This is a genomic window from Conexibacter woesei Iso977N (assembly GCF_000424625.1).
Lineage (GTDB): Bacteria > Actinomycetota > Thermoleophilia > Solirubrobacterales > Solirubrobacteraceae > Baekduia > Baekduia woesei_A.
On the sequence record NZ_AUKG01000003.1, the window covers coordinates 417,789 to 438,958 of the forward strand.

The 21,170-nt window shown below is 71.7% G+C and carries 20 protein-coding genes; 15 read left to right on the forward strand and 5 right to left on the reverse strand.

The window, feature by feature from the left end; genetic code table 11:
• Window positions 1–29: 29 nt before the first annotated feature.
• From H030_RS0123590 to H030_RS0123645, 12 genes are all read left to right on the forward strand, one after another.
• Complete coding sequence (locus H030_RS0123590) at window positions 30–935, forward strand: hypothetical protein (protein WP_027007944.1); 906 nt, start codon at window positions 30–32, stop codon at window positions 933–935.
• Window positions 936–1,006: 71 nt separating this feature from the next.
• A complete protein-coding gene (locus tag H030_RS0123595; RefSeq protein ID WP_027007945.1) occupies window positions 1,007–1,693 on the forward strand; it encodes a 50S ribosomal protein L25 in 687 nt (228 codons plus the stop codon).
• Between the two features lie 51 nt (window positions 1,694–1,744).
• A complete protein-coding gene (gene pth, locus H030_RS0123600) occupies window positions 1,745–2,287 on the forward strand; it encodes an aminoacyl-tRNA hydrolase (protein WP_035129351.1) in 543 nt (180 codons plus the stop codon).
• A gap of 57 nt (window positions 2,288–2,344) precedes the next feature.
• Window positions 2,345–4,123, forward strand: coding sequence for a hypothetical protein (locus H030_RS0123605; protein ID WP_155892240.1), 1,779 nt, complete (start codon window positions 2,345–2,347; stop codon window positions 4,121–4,123).
• A gap of 69 nt (window positions 4,124–4,192) precedes the next feature.
• Window positions 4,193–5,743 carry a hypothetical protein gene (locus H030_RS0123610; protein ID WP_027007948.1) on the forward strand — a complete coding sequence of 517 codons (1,551 nt, stop codon included), beginning with the start codon at window positions 4,193–4,195 and terminating at the stop codon, window positions 5,741–5,743.
• A 2-nt stretch (window positions 5,744–5,745) separates the two neighbouring features.
• A complete protein-coding gene (locus H030_RS0123615; RefSeq protein WP_196809251.1) occupies window positions 5,746–7,347 on the forward strand; it encodes a hypothetical protein in 1,602 nt (533 codons plus the stop codon).
• A 76-nt stretch (window positions 7,348–7,423) separates the two neighbouring features.
• Window positions 7,424–10,819, forward strand: a complete 3,396-nt coding sequence (mfd, locus tag H030_RS34655; RefSeq protein ID WP_035129566.1) for a transcription-repair coupling factor — start codon at window positions 7,424–7,426, stop codon at window positions 10,817–10,819.
• A gap of 142 nt (window positions 10,820–10,961) precedes the next feature.
• Entirely contained in the window at window positions 10,962–12,110 is a 1,149-nt protein-coding gene (locus tag H030_RS0123625; RefSeq protein ID WP_035129353.1) for a peptidyl-prolyl cis-trans isomerase, read from the forward strand.
• Between the two features lie 25 nt (window positions 12,111–12,135).
• Entirely contained in the window at window positions 12,136–12,942 is an 807-nt protein-coding gene (gene mazG, locus H030_RS34660) for a nucleoside triphosphate pyrophosphohydrolase (protein ID WP_051223538.1), read from the forward strand.
• Window positions 12,939–14,213, forward strand: coding sequence for a phosphopyruvate hydratase (gene eno, locus H030_RS0123635; RefSeq protein WP_027007951.1), 1,275 nt, complete (start codon window positions 12,939–12,941; stop codon window positions 14,211–14,213). Before mazG ends, eno begins: the two co-directional genes overlap by 4 nt.
• A gap of 629 nt (window positions 14,214–14,842) precedes the next feature.
• The gene (locus H030_RS34665) at window positions 14,843–15,097 is read left to right on the forward strand and encodes an FtsB family cell division protein (protein WP_035129355.1); all 255 of its coding nucleotides are present in this window, start codon (window positions 14,843–14,845) and stop codon (window positions 15,095–15,097) included.
• Between the two features lie 18 nt (window positions 15,098–15,115).
• A complete protein-coding gene (locus tag H030_RS0123645; RefSeq protein ID WP_027007952.1) occupies window positions 15,116–15,451 on the forward strand; it encodes a hypothetical protein in 336 nt (111 codons plus the stop codon).
• Between the two features lie 50 nt (window positions 15,452–15,501).
• On the opposite strand, the gene H030_RS37790 is transcribed toward H030_RS0123645, so the two are convergent.
• Both H030_RS37790 and H030_RS0123655 read right to left on the reverse strand, forming a co-directional pair.
• Window positions 15,502–16,302: a GNAT family N-acetyltransferase gene (locus H030_RS37790; protein WP_027007953.1), complete on the reverse strand. Its 801-nt coding sequence runs from the start codon at window positions 16,300–16,302 to the stop codon at window positions 15,502–15,504.
• Window positions 16,303–16,320: 18 nt separating this feature from the next.
• Window positions 16,321–16,887, reverse strand: a complete 567-nt coding sequence (locus H030_RS0123655) for a hypothetical protein (protein WP_027007954.1) — start codon at window positions 16,885–16,887, stop codon at window positions 16,321–16,323.
• A gap of 227 nt (window positions 16,888–17,114) precedes the next feature.
• Here H030_RS0123655 and csrA point away from each other — a divergent pair, with 227 nt between their 5' ends.
• A complete protein-coding gene (gene csrA, locus H030_RS34675) occupies window positions 17,115–17,357 on the forward strand; it encodes a carbon storage regulator CsrA (protein WP_035129357.1) in 243 nt (80 codons plus the stop codon).
• 49 nt (window positions 17,358–17,406) lie between these two features.
• On the opposite strand, the gene H030_RS0123665 is transcribed toward csrA, so the two are convergent.
• The 3 genes from H030_RS0123665 to H030_RS0123675 form a co-directional block, all read right to left on the reverse strand.
• Entirely contained in the window at window positions 17,407–17,646 is a 240-nt protein-coding gene (locus H030_RS0123665) for a hypothetical protein (protein ID WP_027007955.1), read from the reverse strand.
• 13 nt (window positions 17,647–17,659) lie between these two features.
• Window positions 17,660–18,142, reverse strand: coding sequence for a thermonuclease family protein (locus H030_RS0123670; RefSeq protein WP_051223541.1), 483 nt, complete (start codon window positions 18,140–18,142; stop codon window positions 17,660–17,662).
• A gap of 63 nt (window positions 18,143–18,205) precedes the next feature.
• Window positions 18,206–19,150 carry a 2-deoxy-5-keto-D-gluconate 6-phosphate aldolase domain-containing protein gene (locus H030_RS0123675; protein WP_231398527.1) on the reverse strand — a complete coding sequence of 315 codons (945 nt, stop codon included), beginning with the start codon at window positions 19,148–19,150 and terminating at the stop codon, window positions 18,206–18,208.
• A gap of 62 nt (window positions 19,151–19,212) precedes the next feature.
• Between H030_RS0123675 and H030_RS0123680 the strand changes: the two genes are divergently transcribed.
• Entirely contained in the window at window positions 19,213–20,352 is a 1,140-nt protein-coding gene (locus H030_RS0123680) for a carboxylate-amine ligase (RefSeq protein ID WP_027007958.1), read from the forward strand.
• 47 nt (window positions 20,353–20,399) lie between these two features.
• A complete protein-coding gene (locus H030_RS0123685; protein WP_027007959.1) occupies window positions 20,400–21,164 on the forward strand; it encodes a rhomboid family intramembrane serine protease in 765 nt (254 codons plus the stop codon).
• Window positions 21,165–21,170: the final 6 nt, after the last annotated feature.

Below are 21,170 nucleotides of genomic sequence, written 5' to 3' on the forward strand. Positions count from 1 at the left end.
CGATGGCGCCGATGGGTACCGTGCGGGGCATGTCACCCCTCCCCGCACGGATCCTCACCATCGGCGCCGCGTGCGCGGCGACCGCGTTCGCCGCGTCGGGCTGCGGCGCCGGCGACTCCGCCAGGAGCGCGGCGTCCTCCGCCAGGAACGCGCTCGACCCGGTGGCCCAGGCCGCCGACGTCACCGGTGCGCAGAAGGGCGGCATCGCGATGACGATCAGGGGTGAGGTCGGCGCCGCCGGCCAGACGGTCCCGCTGTCGGGCAGCGGCACGTTCGACCGCGCGGGCAAGCTCGGCCAGATGTCGATGACCACCTCCGCGGCCGGTCAGACGATCAAGATGGACGAGATCATCAAGGGCCACACGGTCTACGTCACCAGCGACGCCTTCAAGGGCAAGCTGCCCGGCGGCAAGGACTGGATGAAGCTCGACCTCGACGCGGCCGCCAAGTCGCAGGGGATCGACCTCAGCTCGCTGACCGGTGGTGGCGGCGCGTCGCAGGACCCGTCGCAGGTGCTCGACTACCTCAAGGGCGCGGGCACGTCGACCAAGGTCGGCGACGAGACGATCAACGGCGTGCCGACGACGCACTACCACGCGGTCATCGACCTCAAGAAGGCGGCGGCCAAGGGCGGGGCGGACGCCGAGAAGGCGGTCAGCCAGCTGGAGAAGCTGTCGGGCGTGAGCTCGCTGCCGCTCGACGTCTGGATCGACAAGGACCACCTGGTCCGGCGCGAGTCGATGAAGTACGACATGACCGTGCAGGGCCAGAGGGCGAGCATGTCGATGACCGTCGACATGACGAAGTACGGCGTCGACGTGACCGCCAAGCCGCCGGCGGACTCCGACACGATCGACGCGAGCAAGCTGCTCGACTCGCTGGGCAGGTCCGGGTCGCCGGACACGTCGACCGGCTCGGGCAGCATCAGCGGCTGAGGTTCGAACCGTTCGGCCCTGAAGCGAGAAGGCGGTAGCGGGGTCCGCTCCGCTACCATCAGCCGTCGCTCATGGCCGATCAGACCACCAAGCTCGACGTCCACGCCCGCGAGGCGGCCCATTCCCGCGAGACCCGCCGCCTGCGCCGCGCCGGCCAGGTCCCCGGCGTGCTCTACGGCGGCGGGGAGGATCCCGTCGCGTTCGCCGTCAACGCGCGCACGCTGCGCCACGCGCTGGCCGCCAAGGGCGCCGTGCTGGAGCTGACGATCGACGGCAGGGCCGGCACGCCCGCCGTCCTCAAGGACGCCCAGCGCCACCCGGTGCGCGGCGAGCTGATGCACGTCGACCTCCTGCGCGTCGACCTCAACGTCGCGATCCAGGCGCCGGTCGCCATCCACCTGGTCGGCGACGAGTCCGCTCCGGGCATCATCGAGGGCGGCATCCTCGAGCACGTCACGCGCGAGCTGACGATCGAGGCGCTCCCGAACGAGATCCCCGAGTTCATCGAGGTCGACGTCTCCAAGATGGAGATGAACGCCACGATCCAGCTCTCCGAGATCACGGCGCCCAGGGGCATCACCTTCCTCGACGACCCCGACGCGACCGTGCTCGCCTCGATCACGCCGCCGAGCGTGTCGACCGAGTCCGACGACGAGGTCGAGACCGAGACCCAGGTCGTCGGCGAGGCCGCGCCGGCCGACGGCGACGCGGAGGCCGGCGACGACGCCGAGGCCTCCGGCGACGACGCCGCCGAGTAGCAAGGCGCTTCGCTGAAGCTCCCGGGTCGTTCGTTCGCGCCCGTCGACTGGCTGGTCGTCGGGCTCGGCAACCCGGGAGCGCAGTACGCCCGGACCCCGCACAACGTGGGGTTCCTGGTGGCGGAGGCGCTGATCGCGCGCTGGGAGCTCGGCAAGCCGCGCAAGGCGTTCGCCGGGCTCTACGCCGACGGGCGCACGATGCCCGGCGGTCCGCGGGTCGGTGTGCTGCTGCCGCAGACCTTCATGAACGACTGCGGTCGTTCCGCCGGTCCGGCCCGCGGCACGCTGAAGCTCCCGCTGGACCACGTGATCGCGGTCCACGACGAGCTCGACCTCAGGTTCGGCGACCTCCGGACCCGCATGGGCGGCGGTCTCGCCGGCCACAACGGCCTGAAGTCCCTCAAAGCGGGCTTCGGCTCTCCCGACTTCGCCCGCGTCCGCATCGGCATCGGCCGTCCCGACACGACCGACCCCGAGATCGTCTCCGCCTACGTCCTCGGCAAGTGGCGCCAGCCCGACGCCGAGGTGCGCGACCTCGTCGACCGCGCCGCCGACGCCGTCGAGCGCATCATCGACGGCCGCGACGCCCTCTAGAGCCAGACGGCAGGGGCCTTCACCACGGGCTGCGGTCGCGCTGGCATGCTCGCGCGCATGGCCAGCGCTGCGGTCAAGAAGAGGGCTGCTCAGGCACGACGGCAGCAACGCCTGGCGGCCACCCATGGCGGCCCGGATCCGGTGGCCCCGAAGAGGCCCGCGCCGAGCGAGCGCGGCGGGCTGCCGCAGCTCAGCCCCAGGCAGGCGCTCTGGGCGGGCGTCGCGGGGTTGGTCCTGATCGCGCTGCTCGTCTACGGCTGGTACATCAGGCACGCGGGCCTGTGGGACGACGACTGGGCCGTCACCTCGGCGGTGTTCCGCGATCGAGCGGACGGCGGCGGCTACTGGGACGGCATCAGGGAGCTGTGGGCCACGACCGCCTGGCGGCCGGTGCTCGTGGTCTACGGCGGCGTGCTCGGGCCGCTCGGCTGGCACACGTCGCTGCACTCGCTCGTCGTGATCGCGATGACCACGACGATGCTGAGCCTGCTCTACCAGGTGCTGCGCGTCCGCGGGATCGGCTCGCCGCACGCGTTCGCGATCGCGGCGCTCGCCCTCGTGACGTGGTTCGGCGACTCCGGCGTGCTCTGGATCTCGGGCGGCGCGATCCGGTTGGCCGGCGTCTTCTACCTCGCGGGGTTGTTGATGGCCTTGAGCGCGCTGAGGCAGGACGACCAGCGCGCTGCACTGCGGCGGCACATCGGCGCCGGCGTGCTCTACCTGCTGGCCGTGCTCACCTACGAGTCGACCGCCGGGTTCCTCTGGGCGGGCGTGCTGGTCTACCTCGGCGTCGGCCCGAACGGGCGCGTGCTGCGCCGCTGGGGCGTGGACCTGGCGATCAGCGCGGCCGGCCTCGCCTGGGCGGCGTCGCACACGCCGCGCCCGACGCACAGCCTGAGCGACGACCTCGACCACGCCAGGGCGATCCTGCGCGGGTACTGGCAGGTCTACGACGGGATCGTGTCGCCGAGCTGGCTGCCCGATCACACCGCGGGCGTCCTGACGCTCGTCGCACTGGCGATCGGCGCCGGCTTCCTGATCGCGCGCGCGGCGGGGCGGGCCGCCGGGCCCGGGGTCGACGCGATCTGCCGCTGGGGCTGGCTGCTGGTCATCGGCGTCGTCTACATCGCCGCGGCCTACGTAGTCTTCGTGCCCGGCGACGCCTACTACGTGCCGAACGTCATCGGGGAGTCCAACCGCTTCAACGCGCTGGCCGGCGCGCCGAGCGTCCTGGTCGGCTACGCGGCGGTGATGGTCCTGGTGACGTCGGTGCTGGCGCTGCGGCGCGACTGGCTGAAGGTCGCGCTCGCCGTCGGGTTGTTGTACGCGTTGGGGATGGGCATCACCAGCGCGAGGACCGTGAGGGCCGACCAGCACACGTGGGCGAGCGACTACGAGGTCTCCAAGGGCCTGCTCGCCGAGGTCAGGCAGAACGTGCCGCACCCGGCGCGCGGGACGTACGTCGTGACGTTCGGCGTGCCCGCCCTGGAGGCGTCGGGCAACCCGGTCTTCTACTCGTCCTGGGACCTGAGCTACGCGCTCAGACACCTCTACAGGGACGGCTCGCTCGGCGGCTTCAACGCCTACAACGGCGCCGAGTGCACGCCGAACGGGCTGGCGGTCGCCGGCGCAACGGACAGCAGCGGGTACTCGACGGCCGACGCCTCGGCCGGTGACGGCGGGGAGCTGACCGCCAGGTACGGCAGGACGATCGCGGTCGACACGCTCGCGCACAGGGCCTACCCGCTGACCGACGAGCGCGCCTGCGCGCGGGCGCTGAGGACGATCGGCACGCTCGTGACCCCGACGCCGGGGATCGCGATGGCCGACGGCTGAGCCGCCTAGGACATCCGGCCAGCGGCCGCGCACCGTCCCTGGCGCGGCGGCGCTACGCTGCGCGGCCGCATGGTCTCTCGCTCGGTCCTCCTCATCACTCTCGGCGCGCTCATCGCTGGTGGCGCGCCCACCGCCGCCGGCGCGGTCGTGCTCGGTCCGAGCACCGGCTTGACCGCCGCGCCGCCCGTCAGGGAGACGGTCACGGTGACGTTCACGCCCGCGGCGGTCGCCGCGGCCGGGCTGAGGACGGGCAGCAGGCTCGAGGCCGACTGCGAGCCGGTCCCGCCCACGCGCGGCCTCGCCTTCGCGCAGGACGGCGAGCTCGCCGACGACAGCGGCGGCAGCGACGACAACGAGCTGGAGGCCGTCGGCAAGCTCGGGGCCAACGGCGTCGCAACGCTGACCGTCGAGGACAGCCTCAACGGCAAACCCCCGTTCGCCGGCTACGACGCCTGCGAGCTCGACGTCGTCAAGACGGTCAAGGACGGCACCGACTCGTTCGCGGTCGGCGAGATCGGCCTGACGCCCGCGGGCCAGGCCTACGCCGACGAGACCGACCGCGCGGTCGCCCTGCACCACGCGCTCTCGGCCGCCCAGCAGCCCGGCGGTGGCTACAAGGCCGCGGCCACGGTCGCGGGCGTGACGGCGCTCGCCGCGCCCGGCGACAGCGTTCCCGCGGGGACGATCGGCTACTGGACCGACGGCCACCAGGCGCTGACGACGACCACCAGCGCCGCCGGCCGTCGCCTGCTGCTCGCCGACCGGGGCGACCTGACGCTCGCGTCCAACGTCCTGGACCAGAGCGACCCGTTCGGCGCCAGCGACCTCACCGACCCCGACGCCGCCCTCGGGGCGCTGCTCGGCGGCGCGGTCTCTGGCGGCAACGTGAAGGCCAAGCCGAAGAAGGACCCCGAGCGCGACGGCAGCAGGCCCAGGCACCTGAGGTCGCGTGACGGCATCACGCCGCTGCCCGGCCTGCGCGCGACGCTCGCCGGCCGCCGCCTGGTCCTGCGCTTCACCGGCGCGGCAGCGGCGTCCTACCGCGCGATCGAGGGCCGCAAGGTCCGCGCCACCTGCGTGCCGGCCCTGCCGCGCGTGCTGTTCCCGTCGATCTTCCAGCTGTTCACCGCGAGGTCGTACGCCGTGGCCACCGCCGTGACCCGCGTGCCGCGCAGCGGCGGGCGCGTCGCGGTCACGCTGCAGGGCAACGGCGCGCCGGACATCTGCATCGTCACCGACGACGGCGTCACGGTCGGGATGGCGCCGGCGACGCGCGCGGGCCGCGTCCGGATCCAGGACGTCCAAGCGCTCCAACAGCTCTACGCGGTCGTGAGGAAGCTCACGTTCGCGGCCAGGGGCGCGACGGCCTACCGCACGACCGCCGCGGTCGTCGCGACCGCCCCGAAGCTCGTCGCGCTGTCCGGGCCCACCGCGGCGCCGCCGGCCGGCAGGGTCGGCGTCTGGACCGACGGTGCGCAGCACGCGGTGGTGGCGATCCGCTCGGCCAGCGGCACGACCTACGGCTACGCCGACGAGGGCGACGGCGTGATCGCCTCCAACACGCTGAGCCTCTACACCGCCGACGGCTTCGCGTTCCTCGCGCTGCTCGAGGGCAACTGACCATGCGCGCACGTCCTGCCTTCATGATCCGCTCGACACTCCTCACTGCATCCACCACCCTCATCGCCGCGGCTGCGCTCGTCCCGTCGGCCGGCGCCAAGATCCTCGGGCCGAGCACCGGCGTGAGCGCCGTGCGCACCGGCAGCACCGTGGACGTCAGGTTCACGCCCGCGGCGCTCGCGACGTCGCGCCTGAAGGCGGGGCGGACCGTGGGCCTCGACTGCAGCGTCGAGAGGCCGCGCTCGCCGCTGCAGCTCGTCGACGCCGACAGCCAGGACGCGTCCGGCTCCGACAGCGACCGCACCTGGGGCGACGGGACGGTCGGCGCCGACGGCGTCGCCCACGTCAAGCTGCTCGGCAACACCCCCGACAACGTGCCCGGCGCCGCGGACACCTGCGACGTCGAGCGCGTCCACCACGTCGACGCGCACAACACGGACTCCACCTTTGTCGCCGAGGTCCCGCTGACGCCCGCGGCCGTGACACGGGTGGACGAGGCCGAGCGGGCGCCCGCGCTGCGCCGCCTGCTCCAGAGGGCCCACACCGCGACCGGCTACCAGCCGGCCGCCACGCTCGGCGCGGGCGTGGTCGCGATGGACGCGCCGGACGCCACGCCGCCCGCCGGCCTGATCGGCTACTGGACCGACGGCACCCACGCCGCGGCCGCGACGCTCAGCGCCGCGGGCCGCCGCCTGGTGATCCAGGACCTCGGCGGCTACGTCCTGGCCACCAACGTCCTCAACGAGATGGACCCCTACGGCGAGACCGACGACATCCCGGCGGACGTCGCCGCCCGCCTCAGGTCGGACGTGAGGACCGAGCCCAAGAGCCCCGACGCCGACAGGACCAGGTCGCCGTTCAGGAGCAACACGCCGCTGGCGCCCGCCGACGGGATCCGCGCGACGGTCAGCGGCCGGCGCGCGACCGTGCGCTTCACGGGCAGGGCCGCCAGGACGCTGCGCGCGCTGCGCGGCCGGCGCGTCACCATCGGCTGCTCGGCGATCCCGGCGCCGTCGCTGCTCCCGAGCTTCGTCGACCAGGCGCTGCACGCCGAGGGTGGCGCCGGCGTCGGGCGGGTCCCGGCGCACGGCGACGCGGTCACCGTGACGCTGAAGGGCGGCACGGGCGATGTCTGCTCCGTCATCGACGACTTCCACGCGGTCGCGTTCGCCGGCGGCACGGCGGCCGGCAAGGCCTGGATGCAGGACCTGGCCGCGCTGACGGTCTTCAACTCCGGCGCGGTCGACTTCGCCGCGCCCGGCGGCCAGGCCTACAGGACGACCGGCCAGCTCGTCGCCGCCGGCAGGAAGCTGGGCTACGTGGCGATGAGCGGCCCGGACGGCGCGGTCCCGGTCGGCAGGGTCGGGGTATGGAGCGACGGCGCGAGGCAGGCCGCGATGGCGGTGGTGTCGCCGTCCGGCCATCGCATGATGGCCGTCGACGACGGCCACGGCCTCTACCGGACGAACCTCGTGTCGACGATCTCCTTCCTGACGCTCTACGTCTCGTTCGGGCAGGACGACGGCACGAGCAGCAGCTCGGGCTCCGGCGACAGCTCCGGCTCCTCGAGCGGCTCGTTCTCGGGCGAGCTCGACAGCAAGTAGCCCGCCCGCGGCGCGCGACTACCATGTGATGCAGCCACCGGCCGCGCGTCCTGCGCGGTCGCTGCGCATGCCCTACATGTCGCTTCGCCCCCTCCTCTCGCACTTCTCCGACGACCCCGACGCCACGCGCTTCGCGCGCGAGGGCGGCCGCGCGTTCGTCTCCGCCTCCTACCGGCCGTTCGTCATCGGCGCCCTGCTCGACGGGGTCGACGGGCCGCTCGCCGGCCGCGCCGCGCTGGTCGTCGCCGCCGACGACCGCCAGGCCCGCGACCTCGCGGCCGACCTGCGCCACTGGCTCGCGCCGCGGCCCGTCCGCTACTACCCGAGCCGCGGCGTCGCCTACGAGTCGCACCTCGCGCCGCCGCCGCACCTCGTCGGCCTGCGCGTCGCCGCGCTCGACGCGCTGCTGGAGTACGAGGCGCGCGGCCCGGGCGACGACGTCGAGCCGCCGGTCGTGGTCGTCTCCGCCGTCGCGCTGTCCGAGAAGGTCCCGGACCCGTCGCTGCGCCCGAAGTCGTTCTGGCTGCGCGTGGGGGACCTGCTCGACCTCGACGAGGTCAGCGCCGACCTCGTCGCGGCCGGCTACGAGCGCGTCGACCAGGTCGGCGACCGCGGCCAGTTCGCGATCCGCGGCGGGATCCTCGACGTCTTCCCGGCGACCTCCGACCACGCGGTCCGGGTCGACCTGTTCGACATCGAGATCGAGACGCTGCGCGAGTTCTCCACGTTCACGCAGCGCTCGCTGCAGGAGCTGACCGAGCTGGAGATCGCGCCCGCGGCCGAGCTGGCCGCCGAGCACCGCGAGGCCGCCGAGATCGCCGCGGTCGCGAGCGACGCCGAGGACCGCCCGGACGTCGCCGAGCTGCTGCCCGTCGACCAGTTCCGCGCGTTCCTGGACCTCGCGCCCGCCGACGCCGGCGTCGTGCTCGCCGAGGAGGCCGAGGTCGGCCCGGTCCTGCACGACCACTGGCAGGACGTCTGCGCCGCGTTCCACGCGCAGGACGCGCGCAACCTCTACGTCAAGCCCGAGGACATCGCGAGCGCTCTGGATGCCCGAGCGCACGCGCGGCTCTCTGCGCTGACGTCCGACCAGCCGTTCGCCTTCCGCGCCCAGGCCGCCGACCTCGCCGCGCGCTCGCTGCGCGAGGCCGAGCCGCAGCTGGAGAAGCAGGTCCGCGGCGGCTACCGCACGGTCGTCACCTGGCCCCAGCGCGGCGCGGGCGAGCGCACGGCCTACAACCTGGCCCGGCTGAAGGCCCACTGGCTGGAGGACGACGGCTCCCAGGAGGTCGCGCCCGGCGACCTGCGCTTCGCGGTCGCCAACCTGCGCGACGGCTTCATCGCGGGCGGCCCGCGGATCGCGGTCATCCCCGAGCACCGCCTGTTCCGCCGCCGCCGCGCCGAAAGAGACGACGCCGAGGCCGCCGGCCGCGCGCGCCGCCGCGGCGCGCTGCGCTCGTTCTCCGACCTGCGCACCGGCGAGCACGTCGTCCACGAGGACCACGGCGTCGCGCGCTTCGCGGGCTTCGAGACCAAGACGGTGGCCAACGTCACCCGCGACTACCTGCAGCTCGAGTTCGCCGGCAGCGACAAGGTGTACATGCCGGTCGAGCAGCTGGCGAAGATCTCCCGCTACCTCGGCGCCGGCTCCGGCGCGCCGACGCTGAGCAAGCTCGGCGGCAAGGCGTGGGAGACGATGAAGGCCCGCGCCCGCCGCGCCGCGCAGGAGCTGGCCGGCGAGCTGCTCAACCTCTACGCCGAGCGCCGCAAGCGCGCCGGGCACGCGTACCCCGAGGACTCGGAGTGGCTGCGCGAGTTCGAGGAGAAGTTCCCCTACAACGAGACCGCCGACCAGCGCGAGGCGATCGAGAACGTCAAGGGCGACATGGAGCGCTCGACGCCGATGGACCGCCTGATCTGCGGCGACGTCGGCTACGGCAAGACCGAGGTCGCGCTGCGCGCCGCGTTCAAGGCCGCCGACGACGGCAAGCAGGTGCTGGTCCTCGCCCCGACGACGATCCTCGCCCAGCAGCACTACGGCAACTTCGCCGAGCGCCTGAAGGACTACCCGTTCACCGTCGACCACGTGTCGCGGTTCCGCACGCCGAGGGACCAGAGGGAGGTCGTCTCCGCCTTCAACGACGGCAGGGTCGACATCCTGATCGGCACGCACCGCCTGCTCGGCAGGGACATGCGGGGCAAGGACATCGGGTTGATCATCGTCGACGAGGAGCAGCGCTTCGGCGTCAAGCAGAAGGAGCTGCTGCGCCAGCTCAAGCTGAAGGTCGACGTCATCGCGATGAGCGCCACGCCGATCCCGCGCACGCTGCAGATGTCGATGGCGGGCATCCGCGACATCTCGGTCATCGAGACGCCGCCGGAGGGCCGCCGGCCGGTCAAGACCTACGTCGGCGAGTACGACGAGGAGCTCGTCAAGCAGGCGATCATGCGCGAGAAGAACCGTGGGGGACAGGCGTTCTTCGTGCACAACCGCGTGGAGTCGATCGACGAGACCGCCGAGCGCCTGCGCGGCCTGTGCCCGGGCGTGTCGTTCGAGGTCGCGCACGGCCAGCTCGACGAGAGGGAGCTGGAGAGGCGCATGATGTCGTTCCTGCGCGGCGAGTCCGACGTGCTGGTGGCGACGTCGATCATCGAGTCCGGGATCGACATCCCGCAGGCCAACACGTTGATCGTGGAGCGTTCCGACTTGTTCGGGCTCGCTCAGCTGTACCAGATCCGCGGGCGCGTCGGGCGGTCCCGCGAGCGCGCCTACGCCTACCTCCTCTACCCGGCGCACGCCGCGCTGACCGAGGAGGCCATGAAGCGGATGAGCGCGCTGAGCGACTACACCGAGCTCGGCGCGGGCTTCAAGATCGCCATGCGCGACCTGGAGATCCGCGGCGCCGGCAACCTGCTCGGCGACGAGCAGTCCGGCCACGTGGCCGCGCTGGGCTTCGAGCTGTACATGCAGATGCTCGACGAGGCGGTCGCCGAGGCGGCGCCTGAGGGCGCGGGCGACGAGATGCCCGAGCCGGTCCGGCTCGACGTCAACGTCGATGCCTACATCCCGGCCGACTACATCGCCTACGAGCAGGCCAAGATCGACGTGCACCGCCGGATCGCGGGCGCGCGCGAAGTTGCCGATCTGGCACTGCTCCGTGACGAGCTGGAGGATCGCTTCGGCGAGGTCCCGGATCCGCTGCTGAACCTGCTGGCGCTCCAGCAGGCGCGGATCAAGCTCGGCCAGGCGGGGGCGCGCGCGGTGTCGTTCCGGGGCGATCGCCTGGCGGTCACGCCGGTCGACCTCGACGAGGAGCGGGCCAGGCGGCTCAAGGAGGCGCTGCCGTCGTCGGTCTACGAACCAGGCCGCGCGCAGCTGTCGGTCACGGTGCCCAGGGAGCCCGAAAAGCGCTTCCCAGCGGTGGTTGCGGCGGCCGACGCGCTGCTCGCGGTCGCCACCGAAGCGGCCTGATGGCGTACGCGACCTGACGATCGGCACACGCACGTGTGCGGATTGGACACAGGTTTAAGGCCCCGTTCATACGGAGACTGGTAGCTTCCGGCGCGCTATGACATCGCCTCGTCGGTATGCGGCGCTCTTGGGCGCCTTTTTCGTGCTTCCTCTCGCTCTCTCCGCGTGCGGTGACAGCGGCGTCCCCGGGAACTCCGTAGCGGACATCGGGGGCGACACGATCAAGACGGAAACCTTCAACCACTGGCTGAACGTCGCCGCGACCTCGCAGGCGCAGTCGACGGGCTCGACGGCCGCCGCCGTCGTCCCGGATCCACCGAACTTCACGAAGTGCATCGCGAACAAGAAGAAGACGGCGACGAAGCCGGCCAGGGGCCAGCCGACGCCGACCGACGCGACGTACAAGACCCAGTGCCAGACGGAGTACAACTCCCTCAAGGACCAGGTCATGCAGTTCCTGATCACGTCCGCGTGGATCGAGGGCGAGTCCGATGACCGTGGCGTCAAGGTGGCCGACACCGACGTCAAGAAGGACTTCGACAAGCAGCGCAACCAGAGCTTCCCGAAGGACAAGGACTACCTCGCCTTCCTGAAGTCGTCCGGCTACGTGCAGGAGGACCTGCTCTACCGGATCCGGGTCCAGGACCTGACGACGAAGCTGCGCACGAAGATCCTCGAGGGGTCCGACAAGGTCTCCAGCGCGCAGATCGCCGACTACTACAACAAGAACAAGTCGAGGTTCGCGCAGCCCGAGAAGCGCGACCTGCGGATCGTGCTGACCAAGACCGCGGCCGAGGCCAAGAAGGCCAAGGCGGCGCTGGACTCCGGCCAGTCGTTCAAGCAGGTCGCGGCCAAGTACTCGATCGACCAGGGCACGCGTGACAACGGCGGCCTGTTGGCGGCGGTCCCGAAGGGCCAGCAGGAGAAGGCGCTGGACGAGGCGACGTTCTCGGCCGACAAGGGCAAGATCGTCGGGCCGGTCAAGACGCAGTTCGGCTACTACGTCTTCGAGGTCGAGAAGATCACGCCGGGCACGCAGCAGAGCCTTGATCAGTCCAAGGCGTCGATCAAGCAGCTGCTCGTCTCGCAGACGCAGCAGAACAAGATCAACGCGTTCAGCAAGTCCTTCGAGAAGAAGTGGAAGGACCGCACGGACTGCTCCAAGTCCTACGTGAACGACGACTGCAGCAACGCTCCGAAGAGGAGCGCGACGACGGCGACCGCCGCCGCGCAGCCGACGCCGCAGACGCAGACGGCGCCCGCCGACTCGGGCACGTCGACGTCGAAGTAGAGGGTTCGCCGGTAGCCTGCGGCGGGTGTCTTCCGATGACCCCGCCGCGGGCGCCGCTGCTCGCGGCGCCGCCGCCGTTGAGGCGCTCGACGAGCTGACGCGGAAGCTGCGGGTCGAGTGCCCGTGGGACCGCGAGCAGGACGAGCGCACGATCGTCCCGCACACGCTCGAGGAGGCCTACGAGCTGGCGGACGCCGCCTGGCGGCGTGACGACGGCAAGCTCCTGGACGAGCTGGGCGACGTCCTGTTCCAGGTGCACTTCCTGGCGCTGCTGCTCGAGGAGCGCGGCGCGGGATCGCTGGCCGACGTCGCCGAGCACGTGCGCCAGAAGCTGATCCGGCGCCATCCGCACATCTTCGGGTCGGTCGAGGTGGAGAACGCGGCGCAGGTCCTGCAGAACTGGGACGCGATCAAGTCCACCGAGGCGGGGCGCGAGCCGGGGATCTTCGGCGAGGTGCCGGAGAACCTGCCGGGGCCGACGTACGCGCGCAAGGTGCAGCGGCGGGCGGCGTCGTCCGGGTTCGACATGGCCGACGTGCCGTACGACGCGGTCGTGGGGCAGCTCGAGGTGCTCGAGGCGGCGGGCGATGACGACGCGCGCTTCGAGGCCGTCGGCGACCTGCTGTTCTCGGTCGTCAACGTCGCGCGCAAGCTGAAGGTCGACCCGGAGCTCGCCGTGCGGTCCTCGGCCGATAGGTTTCGCGCGCGTGTCGAGGCGGCCGAAGCGCTGGCCGCCGCCGACGGCGCGACCTGGGATCAGCTCGGCACCGGCGCCCAGGTCAACTACTACGCGCAGGCCCGACTCCAAGAAGAGGACGACTCCCAGACATGAGCGCCATCGAACGCGTCCACGCCCGTCAGATCCTGGACTCGCGAGGGAACCCGACCGTCGAGGTCGAGCTCGCTCTGCGGTCCGGCGCCACGGGGCGGGCTGCCGTGCCGTCCGGCGCGTCGACCGGTGAGTTCGAGGCGACGGAGCTGCGGGACGGCGGCTCGGAGTGGCTGGGCAAGGGCGTCGGGCAGGCGGTGGCGAACGTGAACGGGGAGATCGCGGAGACGATCGCGGGGCTCGACGCGTCGGATCAGGCGGGGTTGGATGCCAGGCTCATCGAGTTGGACGGGACGCCGAACAAGTCCCGGCTCGGCGCGAACGCGATCCTCGGCGTGTCGCTGGCCGCGGCGCACGCGGCCGCGGCGGAGGAGTCGCTGCCGCTGTGGCGCTACCTCGGCGGCGAGAGCGCGCACATCCTGCCGGTCCCGATGATGAACGTGCTCAACGGCGGGGCGCACGCGGACAACAGCGTGGACTTCCAGGAGTTCATGATCGTGCCGGTCGGGGCGACGTCGTTCAGCGAGGGGCTCCGGTACGGCGCCGAGGTCTTCCACGCGCTGAAGAAGACGCTGCACGACAAGGGGCTCGGGACGACCGTCGGCGACGAGGGCGGCTTCGCGCCGAACCTGGAGTCCAACGAGGCGGCGCTGGAGCTGCTGGTCGCGGGCATCGCGGCCGCCGGCTACAAGCCGGGCGACGACATCGCGATCGCGCTGGATCCCGCGACGTCGGAGATCTACAAGGGCGGCGTCTACGACCTGGAGCACGAGGGCCGGAAGCTGACCGCCGCCGAGCTCGCCGCCTACTGGGGCGAGCTGGCCGGCAAGTACCCGATCCTGTCGATCGAGGACGGCATGGACGAGGAGGACTGGGACGGCTGGAAGGCGCTGACCGACGAGATCGGCGACACCGTCCAGCTCGTCGGCGACGACCTCTTCGTCACCAACGTCGAGCGGCTGAGGCGCGGCATCGACGCCGGCGTCGGCAACTCGATCCTGATCAAGGTCAACCAGATCGGGACCCTGACCGAGACGCTCGCCGCCATCTCCCTGGCCCGCGAGAACGGCTACACCGCCGTCATGTCCCACCGCTCGGGCGAGACCGAAGACGTCACCATCGCCGACCTCGCCGTCGCAACCGGCTGCGGCCAGATCAAGACCGGCGCCCCGAGCCGCTCTGACCGCGTCGCGAAGTACAACCAGCTGCTGCGCATCGAAGAAGCCCTCGGCACCGACGCGACCTACCCGGGGCGGTCGGTCTTCCGCTCGTAACGCGGGCCGCGCGTCTGTCGGTGGCGTTCAGTGCGGGGCGGGCGTGGTGCCGCTCCGGGCCGGCTGGCGCTCATCGATGGGAGAGTGGCGTTTGCGGCGACGCTCCACCGTGGCGGTGTGGCTCGGCGTGAGGGCGGCTCCGGGCGAGGGTTCGGGGGCCGAACGGGCGGGTCAACGGCAGTTTGGTGTTCGTATGGAACCCCTGGCTGCCGTTGGCGAGGTCAGCGGTGCATTTGGGTCCTCTGCGAGCCACTGTGCACCGTTGACCCTGAGGTTCGGCCCCGAACGGCTCGCCCGGTCCCGGCGCGACGCTCAGCCACACCGCCGACGGTGGCGTCGCCGCAAACGCCACTCTCCCATCGATGCCCTCCCACGGACGCCTCGCGCCGCCACCAGCGCACCGCACTGAGGCGCCACAGGCAACGGCAGCACCAAGACGCGTCGCGCCGACTTCCGTCGAGATGTGCAGGAACCCGTGGGCTGGGTGGCGAACCGCGCTGTAGATGTCCCCAGCCCGCCAGTCCGCGGCGCACGCGCGCAACCGACCCTCCACGGAACGTCGCTCTCCGCAGCGGCCGCGTGTGGTCGCGGGCGGTGGGAGGGCCATCAGGTGGGATCGCGTCGGCCGGGTGGCGTTGCTCGTCGTCCTGATCGGCGTCGTCGGCCTCTATGTCGGGCCGGCGATCAGCTTCGTCTCCACCTACCGCGAGGCCAAGGCCCGCCGCGGCGAGGTCCGGACCCTCCAGGCCGAGAACGACCGCCTCCGCGCCCGCAGGAAGGCCCTGCAGTCCAAGTCCACGATGGAGCGCGAAGCGCGCCGCCTCGGCCTCGTCAGGCCGGGCGAGAAGCCCTTCATCGTCAGGGGCCTTCCGGGCGATCGCTAGGCCGCTAGCCTGGCGGCGATGTCGGACTTCCAGAGCGCGTCGTTCCAGTGGCGGGAGGGTGAGCGGCGGGTGCGTGAGGCGCTGCCGGATGAGCGGATGGCGATGGATCGGGTCGTCGAGCGGATCCTGGCGGAGCTGCGGCGGCGGCTTGGTGGGGCGTTCACGATCGATGAGCTGGTCGCCCTGTACGACGCCGGGACCGGCTGGTGCACCGACATCGCCTACGCGGTCGCTCCGGGTGCGCCGTGGGCGTGGGATGCCCGGATCACCGCCGACGCGGCGTTCGCCCGCTACGTCCGCGAAGCGATCGACTACGCCGGCGGCCGCCAGCTCGACGCGCGCCCGGCGGACTGACGCAAGTCGTCTGGCCCCCGCTATGGCGGGGTTAGACGACTTGGACCTGGTCAGCGCGGCGCGAAGCGCTGGTACACCGCGAGCGTGCCGGCGACCTCGTAGCCGAGGCGTCCGTACAACTCGCGGGGCCAGTCGTCGGCGTCGGCGACGATGAACACGAAGCCGGCGCCCTCCGACACCGCCGCGCGGGTCGCGGCGGCGACGACCGCGCGGCCGTAGCCGTGGCCGCGGTGGTCGGCGAGGCAGACGACGTCTTCGACCTGCGCCTCGTCGCCGCGGCGCCAGAGGCGCGCCCAGGCGACCGCCGTGCCGTCGTCGCCGACGACCGCGAAGCGGCGCTCGGCCCCGGCACGCGGGCCGTAGGAGCGGTGGTGCTCCAGCAGCTGGTCGCGGGTGCGCGCGTCGCGGCCGTACTCGGTGTCGGGATCGGTCAGCAGGTAGCGCTCGCAGCCCCGGTCGACCGCCTCCACGGAGGCCTCGACGACCGCGACCGCGACCTCCGGCGGAGCGACCGCAGGCACACCGCCGCCGAGCACCATGAACACGTTCTCCGACCGCGCATAGCCGCAGCGCGCCACCAGCTCGTTGCGCACGCGCGCGTCCGCCGCCGGCTCGGCCAGCAGCCGCCGGTGTTCCATGCCGTGCCCGCCGAGCAGGCGCTCGACGTTGCCGTCGATCTCGACCGCCCCCAGGCCACCCCCGGAACCCACGACCCACACGACGTTGCGGTCGTAGACGCGCTCCAAGGACGGCGTCAGGAACGCCTGGCCCCACGCGCCGGTCACGACCCTCCCGCCGGACGCGCCCAGCATCGCGCGCTCGAACGCGAAGGCGCGTTCGAGCGGCGACACGGAAGTCAACGCAGCGAGCTACTCGTCGTCGTCGGACGGCGCGTCGTCGTCGTCTCCGACGCGCTTGATGACGATCTGGTCGGCCTCGACCGTCACCTCGACCTGGCGGTGCCCGGCCCAGTGCTCGGCGTAGACGCCGTCGTCGGCGATCGCCGGGTCGAGCCACAGGCCGTAGCCCTCGTCGCCGTGCTCGAAGGTGCCCTCGTACGAGGTCGCCTTCCTGGCACGGGCGCGACCGCGGCCACCACGACGGCCACGGCGGCGCTTGGGCGCGTCGCCGTCCTCGTCGTCGGAGTCACCTTCGGCCTCAGCGGCCTCGGCCTCCTCGGCCTTGCGGGCAGCCTCGGCCTCGAGCTCGGCGGCGATCAGCGCGTCATCCTCGGCGCGCAGGTCGATCTCGTCGTCGAAGTCGGTGCCTGTGGTCTCCGGAGCCTCACCGTCGGGGAGCAGATCGTTCTCCTTCTTGAAGGCTTCGATCTGCTGGACGGTGACCTCCAGCTGGTGAGCGATCCACGCGTCGGTGCGACCCTGGCGCACCCAGGTGCGGATCTGGTTCAGATGAGGACGGAGCGATCGTCTGGCCATGCGAAGGCCGTCATCCTAGTCGAGAGTCCGGGCGGTACGTCGGGCCGGTGCGTGACACTCCAGTCCGATGCCCGACCACCGGCGTTCCACTTCGCACAGCCTTCCGGGGCAAGGCATGCCCTTCTACGACGTTCCCGGAAATTGAGCGTTTCGCCCCGCTTGCATGTGGGCAACGGCCCTGCGAGACTCGAACGGCCGGTGGCAGGGACGTTGGGAGGCGTTCAACCATGCTCGTACTGACAAGAAAGTCCAACCAGAGCATCATGATCGGAGACGACATCGAAGTCTCCGTGTTGTCCATCATGGGCGAGAAGGTGCGCATCGGGATCCAGGCCCCGCGGGACATCCCCGTCTTCCGCAAGGAGGTCTACCTGGAGATCCAGCAGGAGCGCAACGGCGCCGTCGCCGACCCGGACGTCCGGGGCGAGGTCGACGAAGCACTGCGCAAGCTCGGCACCGCAGCCGAGTAGACGCTTTCCGGCCAGCTGCGCGCCCGGCGGGGGCCAAGCGCGCGCAGCTCTAGCCCATGACGTAGTACAGCGTCTCGAACATCGCGACCGTGACCAGCACGGCCGTCGCGACGAGGATGAGGTAGAGCAGGCCGAAGCGCATCGACCCGCGCTTGTGGGTCTTCGCCAGCTGGCGCTGGCGCGTGCGACGCTCGGCCTCGCGACGAAGCCGCTCCGCCTTCTGGCGGTCCTGCTCGATCTCGTCGGTGAACGCCCGTTCCAGCTGGGCGAGGCTCTCGCGCATGCGCATTCGCAGCTGAAGGCTACCGCCGACACGCGCTCCACAACCCCTTCCCGGCACGTCGCGCAGCGGACGCGAGGGCCGCGAACTGACGCGCGTGACCGGTGTTCGGCGCAATCTCCAGCGTCCGGGCGTAGCCCTGCCGGACGAGCTCTGCGTTGACGAACAACCTGTCGCGCGCCCGGTAGACGTAGGCGAGCAGCCGCCCGTAGCGGTCGCGCCGCTCGGCGCCGTAGACGAGCCGGACGCGCGCGCCGTCCAGCAGCGTGTGCGTGAACGCCGAGGCGCGCTTCGCGAAGCACTGCACCGGCGTCCCGGGCTTGACGCTCTCCGGCGTGTCGATCCCGATCAGCCGGACGCGCTCGCCCGAGGTGAGCAGGATCGTGTCGCCGTCCACGACGCGCCGGACCTGCGCAGTGTCGCCGGTCGCCGACGGCGACGAGCCGCAACCGGCGACGGCGGCGAAGGCGAGGGCGACGAGGATGAGGGCCAGAACGCGGAACACCCGCCTCACCCAAGCGCATCGGCGCGGGCGAGACGGGCGTTCTGCACGAAGTCGTTGCGATCTCTACGCGACGCCTGCGCCCTGCTCCGCGGAGTTGTAGACGTCGATGAAGCGGAGGTAGTTGTCGGCGATCTGCTCCTGCGCGTCCGCGCGCGAGACCGAGCCGTCGAGGAAGCCCTTCAGCGCGTCCCACCAGATCGAGCGTCCGATCGCGAACCCGATGAACCCGTCGACCGGCGCGGCCGCGCGCAGCCACTCGTCGACCTTGGCGTCCGAGGCGCCACGACCGAGCAGCACGCACACGACGCCCGAGCGTCCCTCGCCGGTCCGCGCCTGCTTCGCCAGGATCTCAGCGTCGCTGCGCTCGTCGACGCCCTCGATCTTCCAGATGTCGACCTCGATCCCGAAGTCCTGGATCTCGGCGATCGCGCGGCGCATCAGCTCGGGGCGCAGCTCGGCGTCGTAGCGCTCCTCCGAGCCGCCGACCGACTCCAGCTGCGCGGCCTCCGCCGGCACCAGCAGCTCGAACAGGAACTTGCGGTCGTGCGCGTGCAGCCAGTCCGCCAGCTCCTTGAGCTTCTCCAGTTGCCCGCGGTTCTCGTCCGCGTCCCCGTCGGGGTTGTAGCGGACCAGGACCTTCGAGAAGTCCGGGTCGAACGCCTCGATGTGCGCGCCGAAGTCGGCGCCGTACTCGAAGTCGAACAGCGGCTGGCCCGACCTCTCGACCGGCATCGCCAGCTTCAGCCCGGCGGCCTTCGCGTCGGCCTGGATGTTCTTGGGCGCGCCGAACTGCTCGTCGACCAGGACGCCCAGCTCGTCGGCGTGCACGTCGCTCTTCTCGACGGCCTTGACCATGCCCTCGTAGATGAGGTGCTTGGCGTCGGAGATCGTCGCGGTCTCCTCGGGCGAGGGGTCGCCTTCGATGCCGAACATCTTCTTCTGGAACGACCCGCGGTGGTCGAACGCGAGGATGTACAGCTTGCCGTCGTAGCCGAGTGCCATGCTCATTCTCCTGTTCGTGATTCTCGACACGATCGTACCCTCGACCTGGCCCGGGTAGGGTCCCGCCCGTGGACCACGCTTTCACCGGGCCGAGCTACACGATCGGCATCGAGGAGGAGCTGATGATCGTGGACTCCGGCTCGTTCGAGCTGGTCAACGCGATCGAGACGCTGCTCGAGGACGCCAAGGCCGCCGCGCCCGCCGACAACGTCGGCGACATCAAGCCCGAGCTCATGGAGTCGGTGCTGGAGATCGCCACGAGGCCGGCCAGGAACACGGCCGAGGCCGGCATCCAGCTGCGCGCGCTGCGCCGCCAGGTCCACGACGTCGCGCAGCTGCGCGGCCTCACCGTCGGCTCGGCCGGAACGCACCCGTTCGCGCTTTGGGAGGACCAGCGGATCGCCTCGCGCCTGCGCTACCGCGAGCTCGTCAACGCGCTGCGGTTCGTCGCCCGCCAGGAGCTGATCTTCGGCCTCCACGTCCACGTCGGCGTCGACGACCCCGACAAGGCGATCCACGTCGCCAACGGCATGCGCGTCCACCTGCCGGTCCTGCTCGCGCTGTCGGCCAACTCGCCGTTCTGGCGCGGCGACGGCACCGGCATGGCCTCCACGCGCCTGCCGATCTTCCGCGCGTTCCCGCGCGTGGGCGTCCCGCCGTCCTACCGCGACTGGTCCGACTACGAGCGCGAGATCGAGTTCATGATGTCGAGCGGCGTCATGGAGGACTACACCTACCTCTGGTACGACGTCCGCCCGCACCCGAGGCTCGGGACCGTCGAGATCCGCGCCTGCGACGCCCAGACCCGCGTCGAGCACACGCTCGGCCTCGCGGCGCTGATCCAGGCGATGGTCAAGGAGCTGTGCGAGCACTTCGACTCCGGCCAGCACCTCGGCGAGTACCCGTGGCAGATGCTCGACGAGAACCGCTGGCTCGCCGCCCGCCACGGCCTCGACGGCGAGCTCGTCGACCTCCCGTCCAACGAGCGCGTCGGCACGAAGGCGCTGGCGCGGCGATTGCTCGATCGGCTTCGCGACCACGCCGAGGACCTCGGCAGCGCCGCCGAGCTGGACGGCATCGAGGACCTCCTGGCCCGCGGCAACGGCGCCGCCCGGCAGACCGTCGTCTTCGAGGCCAACCATGACCTCAAGGAGGTCATGGCCGAGATCGTCGCCGCCACGCACGGCAACGGCGACGGAGAGTTCTAGAGCGAACGCGCCGCGCGTTCGCGTGGCGTCCTAGAATCGAAGGTCAGATGGCCGGGACGCCCGATCTCTTCGTGGTGTGCAAGAAGTGCGGGTCTGAGGTCAGCCCGTACATCACCGAGTGCCCGTACTGCGGTACGCGCCTCCGCAAGCGCGCGCCCAAGATCGACCGCAGGGCCGGCGAGCCGGCGCCGCGCCAGCAGCGCAGGGTCCCGCGGCCGACGCTGACGCCGCTGCGCTCGGGGGAGATCCCGGGGATCCGCGGCGACGCGTTCGGCAGGCCGGTCGCGACCGCGGTGATCGTCGCGATGTCGCTGCTCGGGATGCTCGTCACGGTCTACACCGCCAAGGTCGACGTCGGGCTCGTCGACTTCAGCGTCCCCGCGTGGCGCTGGGCGGCGGCGCCGTTCCTGTACTTCAACTCGTGGTACGAGCTGGCGGTCCTGCTGGCGATCGGCATCTTCGGCTGGCGCCTGGAGCTGCGCCACGGGCCGATCCTCGTGATCGCGCTGTTCATCGCCTGCGGCATCGGCGGCGACGCGATCGCGGTCGCCGCGGGGACCAACGCGATCGTCTTCGGCGCGCCCGGCGCCGCGCTCGGCATGCTCGCCGCGTGGGCGCTGCCGGACATCGTCCGCGCGCGCAACGGCATCGACCACGACGGCGACCTGATCGGCACCGCGGTGATCGCGGCCGTGGTCCTGCTGATGCCCGCGGTCGTCCCGTTCGCGTCGATCACCGCGACGGTCGCGGGCGGCGTGCTCGGCCTGCTGTGCGGCCTCATGCTCCTGCGCACCAGCGACACAACGCGCTGACGCCAC

What these genes read in the sequence shown, in the direction of transcription:
- H030_RS0123590 (WP_027007944.1), top strand. Translation starts at nt 30, where the DNA reads ATGTCACCCCTCCCCGCACGGATCCTCACCATCGGCGCCGCGTGCGCG.
- H030_RS0123595 (WP_027007945.1), top strand. Translation starts at nt 1,007, where the DNA reads ATGGCCGATCAGACCACCAAGCTCGACGTCCACGCCCGCGAGGCGGCC.
- H030_RS0123605 (WP_155892240.1), top strand. Translation starts at nt 2,345, where the DNA reads ATGGCCAGCGCTGCGGTCAAGAAGAGGGCTGCTCAGGCACGACGGCAG.
- H030_RS0123610 (WP_027007948.1), top strand. Translation starts at nt 4,193, where the DNA reads ATGGTCTCTCGCTCGGTCCTCCTCATCACTCTCGGCGCGCTCATCGCT.
- H030_RS0123615 (WP_196809251.1), top strand. Translation starts at nt 5,746, where the DNA reads ATGCGCGCACGTCCTGCCTTCATGATCCGCTCGACACTCCTCACTGCA.
- mfd (WP_035129566.1), top strand. Translation starts at nt 7,424, where the DNA reads ATGTCGCTTCGCCCCCTCCTCTCGCACTTCTCCGACGACCCCGACGCC.
- eno (WP_027007951.1), top strand. Translation starts at nt 12,939, where the DNA reads ATGAGCGCCATCGAACGCGTCCACGCCCGTCAGATCCTGGACTCGCGA.
- H030_RS0123645 (WP_027007952.1), top strand. Translation starts at nt 15,116, where the DNA reads ATGTCGGACTTCCAGAGCGCGTCGTTCCAGTGGCGGGAGGGTGAGCGG.
- H030_RS0123655 (WP_027007954.1), bottom strand. Translation starts at nt 16,887, where the DNA reads ATGGCCAGACGATCGCTCCGTCCTCATCTGAACCAGATCCGCACCTGG.
- csrA (WP_035129357.1), top strand. Translation starts at nt 17,115, where the DNA reads ATGCTCGTACTGACAAGAAAGTCCAACCAGAGCATCATGATCGGAGAC.
- H030_RS0123665 (WP_027007955.1), bottom strand. Translation starts at nt 17,646, where the DNA reads ATGCGCATGCGCGAGAGCCTCGCCCAGCTGGAACGGGCGTTCACCGAC.
- H030_RS0123675 (WP_231398527.1), bottom strand. Translation starts at nt 19,150, where the DNA reads ATGAGCATGGCACTCGGCTACGACGGCAAGCTGTACATCCTCGCGTTC.
- H030_RS0123685 (WP_027007959.1), top strand. Translation starts at nt 20,400, where the DNA reads ATGGCCGGGACGCCCGATCTCTTCGTGGTGTGCAAGAAGTGCGGGTCT.